Origin of the sequence: Actinosynnema sp. CA-299493, assembly GCF_050946825.1 — a bacterium.
GTDB lineage: Bacteria > Actinomycetota > Actinomycetes > Mycobacteriales > Pseudonocardiaceae > Actinosynnema.
In genome coordinates this window covers 2,682,622-2,694,299 of the sequence record NZ_CP191993.1, presented here as the reverse complement: position 1 = coordinate 2,694,299, position 11,678 = coordinate 2,682,622, and the positions used below count along the sequence as shown (strand labels likewise).

Below are 11,678 nucleotides of genomic sequence, written 5' to 3'. Positions count from 1 at the left end.
GGTCCCGTGGCGGGCGCGTGACCGTGCCCAAGCGGTTCCTGCCGGTGATCGCGACGTTCGTGGTGTTCGTGGCGACGTTCGGCGTCGGCTCGGTGCGGTACGAGGGGTTCGCGTCCGGGCAGGTGCTGGCGAACCTGTTCATCGACAACGCGTTCCTGATCGTGCTCGCGGTCGGGATGACGTTCGTGATCCTGACCGGCGGCATCGACCTGTCGGTCGGGTCGGTGGTGGCGTTGTCCACGATGATCGCGGCGGCGACGTTGCAGGCCGGGTGGCCGGTCTGGCTGGTCGTGCTCACGGTGCTCGCGGCCGGTTCCGGGCTGGGGCTGGCGATGGGGTGGGTGATCCACCGGTTCGGCGTGCAGCCGTTCATCGTGACGCTGGCGGGCATGTTCCTGGCGCGCGGGCTGACGTTCGTGATCAGCGTGGAATCGGTGTCGATCAAGGACTCGACGTTCCGCGCGATGGCCACGGGGTCGATCGAGCTGCCGGGCGGGGTGACCATCACGTACGGGGTGGTGATCGCGCTGGTGGCGGTGCTCGCGGCGGTGTACGTGCTGCACCTGACTCGGTTCGGGCGCACGGTGTACGCGGTGGGCGGCAGCGAGTCGTCCGCCCGGCTGATGGGCCTGGCGACCTCCCGGGTCAAGATCGGCGTCTACGTGATCAGCGGGTTCTGCTCGGCGCTGGGCGGGTTGCTGTTCAGCCTCTACATGCTGTCCGGCTACAGCCTGCACGCGGTGGGCATGGAGCTGGACGCGATCGCGGCCGTCGTGGTCGGCGGCAGCCTGCTGTCCGGCGGGGTCGGGTTCGTGATCGGGTCGGTCGTGGGCGTGCTGGTGCTGGGCACGATCCAGACGCTGATCTCGTTCGAGGGCACGCTGTCGTCGTGGTGGACGAAGATCGTGATCGGCGCGCTGCTGCTGGCGTTCATCGCGTTGCAGCGGATCATCGTGCGGCGCACCTAGGTCCTCCGGGATCGCGACGTCGAGACCCGTCACCCGGTCAGTCCGGGCGGCGGGTCTCGTCGTCGGCGGGGTGGTCGGTTTCCCAGCCCGCCAGCAGGTCGGCCGCCTCCCTGGTGCGCGGGTGGTTCCCGCCCTGGACGGCGGACATCTCCGCCAGCACGGCGCGCAGCTCGTCGACCGCCTCGTCCCGTCGTCCGGCGCGGTGCAGGAGGTGGGCCCGTTGTTGCCGCGTCCGCAGCGCGCGGGGGTGGTCGGGGCCGAAGACCCGCTCCACCGGGCCGCGCAGCGCGGTCAGGTCGTCCAGCGCGCCGGGGTCGCCGGCCATCCCCTGCCAGAACACCAGGTTGGACCGGTAGGTGAGGGTGGTCGGGTGGCCTTCGCCCAGGGCTCGCCCGGCGTCGGCGGCGGCGGTGTCGAACTCGGTGATCGCCCGGGGCAGGTCGCCCGCCACGGCACGCCAGTAGGCGAGGTTGTGCCGGGCGATGAACGTGTCGTGGTGGGCGCGCCCGGCCACCGCCTCCAGTCCGTCGACGGCCTCCTGGTACGTGGCCACGGCCAGCCGGGCGTCGCCGGTCTCGCCGATCCACCGGCCCAGGCCGAGCATCGCGCGCAACGTCTGCTTGTGCCTCGGCCCCAGTTCCTCGCGCAGCACGGTGACGAGCGCGTCCGCCGCGTCACGCGCGCCGGTGATGTCGCCCGACAGGCCCAGGCACAGCGCGCGGTCGTCCTCGGCGGCCACCACGAGCGGGTGGGCGGCGGGCAGGTCGCAGGACTCGACCAGGGACGTCAGCTCGGCCAGCGCGGTCTCGATGAGGCCCGTCTCCAGGCGGTAGGTGGCCTGGTGGAAGCGGGCCCACAGGGCGTCCTGGTCGGTGGGGCCGAGGTCTCGTTCGGCGGTGGCCCGGATCTCGCCGAAGTGGGCCAGGGCGGTCGCCGGGTCACCCAGGTCGCCGATCGCCTTGGCCACCTGGGTGCGCAGGACGACCACGTCGCGCGGGTCGGTGGCGTGGGCCAGCAGGTCCGCCGCGACGTCCCGCGCCGCGGCGGGCCTGCCGATCTCGGCGAGGTGCTGGCCGAGCCGGCGCAGGACGGGGTGCATGCCGCCGTGCCACAGGTGCTCCCCCGCGACCGAGCGCAGGACCTCGGCGTTGCGGTACAGCGCGGCGGCGGTGTCGGGGTCGGCGGTGGACCAGACGCGCTCGATCGCGTCGGCCGCGCTCACGGCGACCGGCGCCAGGTCGCCGACCAGGTCGCGCGCGGTGCGCTGGACGAGCGCGTGCGCCTCGACCCGGTGGTCCTGGTGGGTGACGAGGCTGAGCCGGTGCAACGCGCGCAGCGCGGGCAGGCCGCGGCCACCGTCGAGCAGCACGGCCTCGGGGATGCCGTCCGGCGCGAGGACCGAGATCAGGCCGAGCAGGTCGACCGCGCCCGCGGCCAGGGACTCCGCCCGTTCCACCGCCAGCCGCACCGAGCCCGCGACGGTGTCGTGGTGCTCGTCGGCGGGTGAGGTCGGGGGGAACAGGTCGGCGACGCGGTGCCGCCGGTCGGCCAGCAGGTCCAGGTAGGCGGGCACGTCGGTGCCGCTGTCGATGAGGAACGCGGCGGCCTGCGAGAGCGCGAGGGGGAAGCAGCCGAGGGCGTCGGCGAGGGCGGCCAGCCGGTCCGGGTCGTGCCGGGGGTCGACGGCGAGGCGGGCGGAGAGGTAGCCGGCGGCCTCCTCCGGGTCGAACATGCCGACGCCGATCACCCGCGTGTCCGGGCGGAGGAGCGCCGCGTCACGGCGTTGCGTGGTGACCAGGCTGCGGCCCGCGTCGCCGGTGGGCCACAGGCCGGCCAGTTCCGCCGGGTCGTCCACGTCGTCGAGCACCACCAGCCACGACGTGGTGGTGGACCGCAGCCAGGCGAGGAACAGGTCGGCCTGCGCCTCGTCGTCGGCGCCCGCGGCGGACTTCAGCGCACGCCAGGCGCGCGCGTAGCCGGTGAGCACGGACTGCCTGGTCCGGGCGCCGACCCAGACCAGCACGTCGGCGCGGGCGCGGTGGAACGCGGCGGTCGCCAGCTGCGACTTGCCGACGCCGCCGGGGCCGGTGAGGAGGACTTGGCGGACGTCCCGCGCCCGCGACGCGGCGTCGATCGCATCGGCCAGCTCGGCGCGGTCGCGCAACGCCGCCGCGTCGCTGGGCGGACGGCCCACGACCACGCGGCCCGACTTCGGCGTGGCGCGGCGGTCCTGGTGCGCGGCGCGCCACAGGTCGCGCAGGTCGTTGAGCTTCGGCACGCCGCCGGTCGCGAGGGCGACCGCCAGCACGCCGTCGAAGTCGCGGGGCACGGACTGGCCGCCGACCCACTCGCCCAGCCGCCGGGCGTTCACCGCCACCCGCCGGCCGGACGGCAGCACGACCGCGCTCGCGCGCCGGGCCAGCGCCTCGTCGGACAGGTCGGGCAACCGTTCCCGCAACCGCGCCAGCGCCTGCGCGAACGCCGCTTTCGGGTCGCTCACCGCCACCTCCCCAGATGATCACCAGTCTAGATCCCCGCAACGGCCCGGAACGGGGGTTCCGCCGACCCCCGCCGGCACGTCCCGTCGAGTCGACCGCCCGGCTCCGGGCCCCGGCAGGCGGAGGTCGTGCTCACCCCGGTCGGGGTCGCCGTCGTCGTGTTGGTGCGGATGGCCTACTCGGGCGTCCGACCGTTGACTTTCCGGTTGGGGCTCTGCAACGCTGCGATTCGGTTACGCAAGAAATCGACAAGTGTGCGGAACTTTCTGACAAGAACCCCGGAATTGCCCTAACGAGAAGGGCCAGCACGACGATGTCAACGACGACTCGCGCCCGATCACGCCTCCTCTCCTCCCTGGTCGCCCTGACCCTCACCGCGTTCACCCTGAGCCCCCCTGCCGCTCAGGCCGCGCCCACCGCCGGGGTGCTCGACCTCGGCAGACCGACCCGCATCGACCAGGTCCGGCTGTCGTTGCCGGACGACGACGCCACGTTCTCCGTCCAGACCAGCCTCGACGGCAAGGGGTTCGCCACCCTGGTGCCGTCCGCGCCGCGCCGGGGCGAGGACCAGTCGTTCGACTTCGACCCCACGCTGGTGCGCTACGTGCGCGTGGACGGCGCGCGGGTCCACGACATCGACGTCCGCCAAGCCTCCGACGTCACCGCCCAGCTCGCCGCCACCTACAGCGCGAGCAGCCACAACGACGTCTACCAGGCGGCCAACGCCGGTGACGGCAACCAGGCCACCTACTGGGAGAGCGCGAACAACGCGTTCCCGCAGTGGCTGCGGGCCGACCTCGGCGCGGCGGTCAAGGTCGACCGGGTCGTGCTCAAGCTGCCGACGACGGGCTGGGGCGCGCGCACGCAGACGTTGGCCGTGCAGCACAGCACCGACGGCCAGAACTTCGGCGACCTCGTCCCGTCGGCGCAGCACGCGTTCAACCCGACCGCGAACAACGCGGTGACCATCCAGTTCACCGCGACCACCACGCGGTTCGTGCGGCTGCTGATCACCGGCAACTCCGCGTGGCCCGCCGGTCAGGTCGCGGAGTTCGAGGTGCACGGCCCGACCACCGGCGACACGCAGGCGCCGTCCGCGCCGGCGAACCTCGCGTACACCTCGCCGCAGTCCGGGCAGATCAGGCTGACCTGGTCGGCCGCCACCGACAACACCGGCGTCACCGGCTACGACGTCTACGCCAACGGCGCGCTGCGCACCAGCCTGCCGGGGACCGCGCTGACCTACACCGACTCCCAGCCGGACGGCGCCGCCGTGACCTACCACGTGATCGCCAAGGACGCGGCGGGCAACCAGTCGCCGCCCAGCGGCTCCGTGACCAGGCCGGGCTCGCCGAACTCCGGCGCGAACCTGGCCAAGGGCAGGCCGATCACGTCCTCCTCCCACACGTTCACCTTCGTGGCCACGAACGCCAACGACGACGACGTCACCACGTACTGGGAAGGCGCGACCTACCCGAACACGCTGACCACCCAGCTCGGCTCGAACGCCGACCTCAGCTCGGTCGTGCTCAAGCTCGACCCGTCGTCGGCGTGGGGCGCCCGCACGCAGAACATCCAGGTGCTGGGCCGTGAGCAGAGCGCCTCGGGCTTCACCAGCCTGGCGCCCGCCCGCGACTACGCGTTCACCCCGGCGTCCGGCAACACGGTCACCATCCCGTTGGCCGCGCGGGTCGCGGACGTGCAGCTGCGCATCACGGCCAACACCGGCGCGCCCGGCGGCCAGGTCGCCGAGTTCCAGGTGTTCGGCGTGGCCGCGCCCAACCCGGACCTGACCGTGACCGCGACGTCGTTCACGCCGGCGAGCCCGGTCGAGACGACCCCGGTCACGCTGTCCGCGACCGTGCGCAACGCGGGCACGGCGGCGTCCGGCGCGACCGACGTGACGTTCTTCCTCGGCGCCGACGCCGTCGGCACGGCCCAGGTCGGCGCCCTCGCGGCGGGCGCGTCGGCGACGGTCACCGCCACCATCGGCCCGCGCGGCTCCGGCTCCTACTCCTACACCGCGAAGGTCGACGAGACGAAGAAGGTCGTCGAGCAGAACGAGGCCAACAACGCCCGCCTGCACCCGACCGCCCTCGTCGTCACGCCCGTGCCCAGCTCGGACCTGGTCGGCGCGCTGAGCTGGTCGCCGAACAACCCGGCCAACGGCCAGAGCACCACCTTCGGCGTCGTGCTGCGCAACGAGGGCTCGATCGCCACGGCGAGCGGCGCGCACGGCGTCACGCTCACGCTCGTCAACGCCACCACGGGCGCGACCGTGCGCACGTTCACCGGCAGCCACACCGGCGCGATCCAGCCGGGCCAGTCGGCGACGGCGATCACGCTGGGCACCTGGGCCGCGGCCAACGGCAAGTACACGCTGCGCACCGACGTCGCGGTGGACGCCAACGAGATCGCGGCCCGACAGGCGAACAACCTGACCACGCAGTCGCTGTTCGTCGGCCGCGGCGCGAACGTGCCGTGGGAGCACGTCGAGGCCGAGGACGCCGTCACCGCTGGCGGCGCGCAGAAGATCGGCCCGAACCGCACCATCGGCGACCTCGCCGGCGAGGCGTCCGGTCGGCGCGCGGTGACGCTCAACAGCACCGGCTCGTCGGTCGAGTTCACCACCAGCGGGTCGACCAACACCCTCGTCACCCGCTTCTCCATCCCGGACGCGGCGGGCGGCGGCGGCATCGACGCCACGCTGAACGTGTACGTCAACGGGTCGTTCCACAAGGCGATCACCCTGAACTCGCGGCACATCTGGCTCTACGGCAACGAGGCCTCGCCGGGCAACTCCCCCGGCGCCGGCGGGCCGCGGCACATCTACGACGAGGCGAACGTGCTGCTCAACAGCACGTTCCCGGCCGGCACGAAGATCAAGCTGCAGAAGGACGCGGCGAACACCACCAACTACGCCATCGACTTCGTCGACTTCGAGAACGCCGTGGCGCGCGCCAACCCCGACCCCGCCCGATACCTCACGCCGACCGGGTTCGGCCACCAGGACGTGCAGAACGCCCTGGACCGGTTCCGGATGGACACCAGCGGCACCCTGCTCGGCGTGTACCTGCCTGCCGGGACGTACACCACGGCGCAGAAGTTCCAGGTGTACGGCAAGCCGGTGCGGGTGATCGGCGCGGGGCCGTGGTTCACGAAGTTCGTCGTGCCGAGCACGCAGGAGAACACCGACGCGGGCTTCCGGGCCGAGCAGTCGGTGAACGGGTCGACGTTCAGCGGGTTCGCGTTCTTCGGCAACTACACGTCCCGCATCGACGGGCCGGGCAAGGTGTTCGACTTCGCGAACGTCGCCAACATCACCATCGAGAACATCTGGGCCGAGCACATGGTGTGCCTCTACTGGGGCGCGAACACCGACTTCATGACCATCAAGGACTCTCGGATCCGGAACATGTTCGCCGACGGCATCAACATGACCAACGGCAGCACGGACAACCGGGTCGCCAACATCGAAGCCCGCTCGACCGGTGACGACAGCTTCGCCCTGTTCTCGGCGATCGACGCCGGCGGGGCGGACGAGAAGAACAACGTGTACGAGAACCTGTCGTCGTTGACGACCTGGCGCGCGGCGGGGTTGGCGGTGTACGGCGGCTTCCTCAACACGTTCCGCAACATCTACATCGCCGACACGCTGACCTACTCGGGCGTCACGATCAGCTCGCTGGACTTCGGGTACCCGATGAACGGCTTCGGCCCCGAGCCGACGACGTTCAGCGGGATCACGCTGGTGCGCACCGGTGGGCACTTCTGGAACGGGCAGACGTTCCCGGCGATCTGGATGTTCTCGGCGTCGAAGCCGTTCCGGGGCATCCGGGTCGACGACGTCGACATCATCGACCCGACGTACGCGGGGATCATGTTCCAGACCAAGTACACCGGGTCGACACCGGAGAACCCGATCCAGGACACGGTGCTGACCAACATCTCGATCTCCGGCGCCAGGCTGAGCGGCGACCAGTTCGAGCACAAGTCCGGCATCGGCGTGTGGGCCAACGAGCTGCCTGAGGTCGGGCAGGGGCCCGCGGTCGGCTCGGTGACCTTCAACAACCTGCGGTTGAGCAACAACGCCGAGAACATCCGCAACCGGACCTCGACGTTCACCATCACCATCAACCCGTAGCCCGCACGCAAGCCTCGTCCAGGCTGCACGCAGGCCGCTCTACCGCGAAGCGCCGCCCTGTCCCCCAGGGCGGCGCTTTCGTGCAGGCGATGACGAACGCTCGGGCACTCTCTGCTCGGGCACTGCTCGGGCACTGTCCGCGCGCCCGTCGCCCGTCGCCCGTCGCCCGCGCAGTCCACGCATTCCGCGCAGCCACCCAGTCCACGCGCACCTCACGCCGCTCACCCAGTCCGCGCGCACCTCATGCAGCTCGCGCAGCCCACGCGCAGCTCACGCAGCCCACGCCGCTGGCACCGGACCGCTGTGACCACCGCCCTGCCACCACCGTCCATGACCACCGCCAACGAGAGCCACCACGCTCCGCGCCCCTGCCAAGCCCTCCTACAAGCCCTCCTGGCAAGCGCCCCCACCGACGTCCCCCTGCCTACACGCCGCCCCGGGGGTGCCGCCTCCTTACTTTCCCGGCAACGTCAATGGTGCGCCGAAAGTTTCCCGATCGGTTTCCATTCACGCACGGTTCGCTCGATCAGGTGACCAACGACGCGCGCGGAGGCGGCCCCTGGCTGGGAGAGGTCGCCAGGGGCCGCCGAACCGCGGGACGTGGTCAGCCGACCTTGCCCACGCCCGCGCCGCCGGTCACGACCGACTTCACGCCGGAGCAGGAGTCGAGCACGTAGCCGTACGGGATCGACTTGACGGAGCCGCCCTGGTCGCCCGAACCCGAGTTCACCATGTGGTTGTTGCGGGCCAGGAGGTTCGCGGCGGGCGAGGAGCCCTCACCGCGGTGGAACGGGTCCTCGGTGTTCTCGAAGTAGTTGCACTCCACGAGCACACCGGCTTCCATCGTGGAAGCCACACCGTACGACGTCACGCCGCCGTAGTAGTTGTTGTAGACGTGCACCGGGTTGCCGAAGCGGACCCGCGGGTGGCGCTGGTTGGTGCCGTCGAACCAGTTGTGGTGGTAGCTGACGCGCAGCTTGCCGCGGTCCTCGCTGCCGTTGCCGTCGTCGTGGCCGAGCAGCATGGACTTGTCGTGGGAGCTGATCTTGTTCCACGACACGGTCACGCAGTCGGACGCGCGCTTGATGTCGATCGCGCCGTCGTAGCCGTTGCGCAGGCTGTTGTGGTCGATCCAGACCCTGGTCGAGTACTGGACGTTGATCGCGTCGTCGCTCCAGTCCCGGAAGTTCAGGTTCCGGATGATGACGTTGGACGCGTTCGCGACGTTCAGGCCGTGCCCGGCGATGGTGGAGCCCGAGCCGACCCCGATGACCGTCTTGTTCGACGCGATCTTGGTCATGCTGGACAACGTGATGGTGCCCGAGACCCGGATGGTCTGCGTGGTGGTCGACTTGGCCGCGTTGATGAACGACGTCGCGTCGCTCACGGTGACCGTGCCACCACCGGCGCCACCGGTGGTGCCACCGCACTGCGTACCCCAACCCTCGAGGTTGTAGTGCGCGGCACTGGCCGAAGGCACCATGATCACGGACGCGGCCAGGGCCGTCGCCGCGAGCAGCGCGCGGGAGATGTTGCGGGACATGCGGTTTCCTCCATACGACTGTGGATGAAAAGGGAACCGGCGGCGGGAATTGCCACGTGACGGCGAGCTGAGGTCTACACCGGACTCACCACCTCTCCACGGTGTGCCGGCGGATGTGCTCGACGTCGAACTCGTCACCGAGACCGGGAGAGGAGGTCAGGGTGACGTGCCCGTCCGCGTCGAGCGGGTCGGCCATCGCGAGCCGGTGCGGCGGCACGCGGTCGAAGTCGTGCAGCGGGTGCAGCAGGCCGCGCTCGTACCAGCGGCCGTTGTCGGTGCCGCCGAGCACGGCCAGGCTCGCCGAGCCGTCGCCGTGGATCTCGCAGTCCATGTTGAACGCCTCGGCCAGGTGCAGGGCCTTCACCGTCGGCGAGATGCCGCCGACGTCGGTGGGGCCGGCGCGCAGGATGTCGCACGCCCCGGAGGTGATCCACTCGGCGCGGGTGAGGTGCTTGCCCCACGCCACCTCCGGGCCGATCACCGGGATGGACAGCTGCTCGGCCAGCCACCGGTAGGAGCTGATCGACGCCTCCTCCATCGGCTCCTCGAACCAGTAGAAGCCCAGCCCTTCGAGCGCCCGGCCCAGTTCCAGCGCCTCGGTGCGCGAGTACCAGTGGTTGGCGTCGAGCATCAGCTCGACGTCGGGCCCGACGGCCTCGCGCACCGCCTCGCAGGCCGCGATGTCGGCGCGCACGCTGGGCGCGCCGGGCACCGGCGGCATCCACGTGTGCAGCTTGATCGCCCGGTAGCCGCGCTCCACCAGTTGCTTCGCGAACGACGCGTAGTCGCCGGGCGTGCTCAACCCACCGGGCATCTCGTCGCCGCACATGGTGCTGGCGTAGGCCGGGACGCGGGACCGGGCGCCGCCGAGCAGCTTCCACACCGGCTGCCCGACCTTCTTGCCCACCAGGTCCCACAACGCCGTGTCGACGTAGCCGAGCGCCCGGTCGGTGAAGCGGCCGTGGGAGCCGCGCTGCTTGCGCGCCATCTTGCGCCACAGCCCTTCCCGGTCCCACGGGTCCGCGCCGGTCAGCACGGGCTTCACGATCGAGTCGAGCACGGCGGGACGCAGCTGGTCGGGGTGCACCTGAACGCGTCCGACGACGCCGTCGGAGTCGGTGATCTCGAGCAGCGCCTCGCGGATCTCGTGCTCGGCGCTCGGGTGCCGGTGCCCGTGCGGGTCCACCGCGGTCCACGCGGTGGTCGTGAACACCGACACCTCGACGCGCTCGATCATTTGCGGTCCTCCCACTCCTTCTGCGCCTCGGTGAGCTTCTTGGCCATGTCGTCCAGGAACTGCTGGCCGGTCAGCTCGCCCAGGAGCACCTTCTGGTACTGGGGCTCGCTGTCGGTCTTGGTGATCGACGAGTACTGCGGCAGGTAGACCGGCGCGGGCACGAGGATCGTGGCCGGGTCCTCCAGCACGCCGAGCGCCATCTTCACGTGGGCGGCGGAGTCGATCCACGCCGCGCTGCGCACGTCGGTGTTGGCGGGGATCTGGCCGACCTTCTCGTTCCAGTAGCTGTTGGACTCGGCCGAGGTGAGGAACTCGGCGAACTTCCAGGCCGCGTCCTGGTTCTCGCTGTTCTTGAACACCGCGAAGCCGTCGGTCGGGTTGGGCACGACGGTCCGCTTGCCGCTCGGGCCGACCGGCAGCGGCATGGCGGCGACCTTGTCGCCGAGCGCCTTGGTCACGTCGCTGTAGGAGCCGAGGTTGTGGTGCATCATCGCGACCGAGCCGCCGGTGAACTGGGCGATCATCTGGGTGAAGCTGTTGTTGACGTCGGCCTCGGGGGTGGCCTTCTTGTAGAGGGCGGCGACCTTGTCGACGAGCTCGGCGTTGGCCGGGTCGTTGAGGGTGCTCTTGCCGTCCTTGAAGAAGTTGTCCACGCCGGAGTAGGCGTAGGCCTCGGTGATCAGCTGGAACACCGAGCCGGCGCCGCCGCGGATGGTGTAGCCGTACTTGTTCGCGGCGGTGTCGGTGAGCTTCTCCGCGGTGGTGACGAACTCGTCCCAGGTCTTCGGGGCTTCGAGGCCCGCGTCCTTGAACCAGTCGGTGCGGTACCAGACGATGTCCATGTTGGCCGAGGACGGCACGATGTAGAGCTTGCCGTCGGGCGCGGTCTGGCGGACGGTCTCGACCAGGGACGGGAGCAGCTTGTCCTTCAGCGGGCCGCTGTTGATGCGGTCGTCGAGGGGCGCCAGCGCCTCCTGGCCGACCAGGTGCGCGAGGTACGAGGTGGTCACGCCGCCGACGTCGGGCGTCTCACCGCCGGCGATGGCGGTGTCGTACTTCTGCTGCACCGACGCGCTGGGGATGCCGACGTACTCGACCTTGATGTTCGGGTTGGCCGACTCGAAGCGCGAGATCAGTTCCTTGTAGATCGGCTCACGGGCGGGCCCGCCGTTGTTGTCCCAGAACGTGATGGTGACGTTGCCGTCGGTTCCCGCACCTCCCTCGGACGAGCAGGCGGACAGCGCCAGGGCGGCGGTGACCACGGCGACCAGCAGTTTTCTCATGATGC

6 protein-coding genes are annotated in these 11,678 nt (G+C 70.8%); 2 read left to right on the top strand and 4 right to left on the bottom strand.

Going from position 1 to position 11,678, the window contains the following annotated elements:
• The first annotated feature begins 17 nt into the window (after positions 1 to 17).
• Complete coding sequence (gene yjfF / locus ACQPYE_RS12855; RefSeq protein ID WP_498722894.1) at positions 18 to 968, top strand: galactofuranose ABC transporter, permease protein YjfF; 951 nt, start codon at positions 18 to 20, stop codon at positions 966 to 968.
• Between the two features lie 37 nt (positions 969 to 1,005).
• Here the strand turns inward: yjfF and ACQPYE_RS12850 are convergent, their stop codons facing one another.
• Positions 1,006 to 3,468 carry a tetratricopeptide repeat-containing protein gene (locus ACQPYE_RS12850; protein WP_498721339.1) on the bottom strand — a complete coding sequence of 821 codons (2,463 nt, stop codon included), beginning with the start codon at positions 3,466 to 3,468 and terminating at the stop codon, positions 1,006 to 1,008.
• A 311-nt stretch (positions 3,469 to 3,779) separates the two neighbouring features.
• Here ACQPYE_RS12850 and ACQPYE_RS12845 point away from each other — a divergent pair, with 311 nt between their 5' ends.
• Positions 3,780 to 7,610, top strand: coding sequence for a discoidin domain-containing protein (locus tag ACQPYE_RS12845; protein WP_498721338.1), 3,831 nt, complete (start codon positions 3,780 to 3,782; stop codon positions 7,608 to 7,610).
• Positions 7,611 to 8,214: 604 nt separating this feature from the next.
• Here ACQPYE_RS12845 and ACQPYE_RS12840 read toward each other — a convergent pair.
• From ACQPYE_RS12840 to ACQPYE_RS12830, 3 genes are all read right to left on the bottom strand, one after another.
• Positions 8,215 to 9,153: a pectate lyase family protein gene (locus tag ACQPYE_RS12840; protein WP_498721337.1), complete on the bottom strand. Its 939-nt coding sequence runs from the start codon at positions 9,151 to 9,153 to the stop codon at positions 8,215 to 8,217.
• An 85-nt stretch (positions 9,154 to 9,238) separates the two neighbouring features.
• Positions 9,239 to 10,390 (bottom strand): enolase C-terminal domain-like protein, encoded by a 1,152-nt coding sequence (locus tag ACQPYE_RS12835; RefSeq protein WP_498721336.1) that lies wholly within the window; start codon positions 10,388 to 10,390, stop codon positions 9,239 to 9,241.
• Positions 10,387 to 11,673, bottom strand: coding sequence for an ABC transporter substrate-binding protein (locus ACQPYE_RS12830; RefSeq protein WP_498721335.1), 1,287 nt, complete (start codon positions 11,671 to 11,673; stop codon positions 10,387 to 10,389). The genes ACQPYE_RS12835 and ACQPYE_RS12830 overlap by 4 nt, the downstream gene beginning before the upstream one ends.
• Positions 11,674 to 11,678 lie beyond the last annotated feature (5 nt).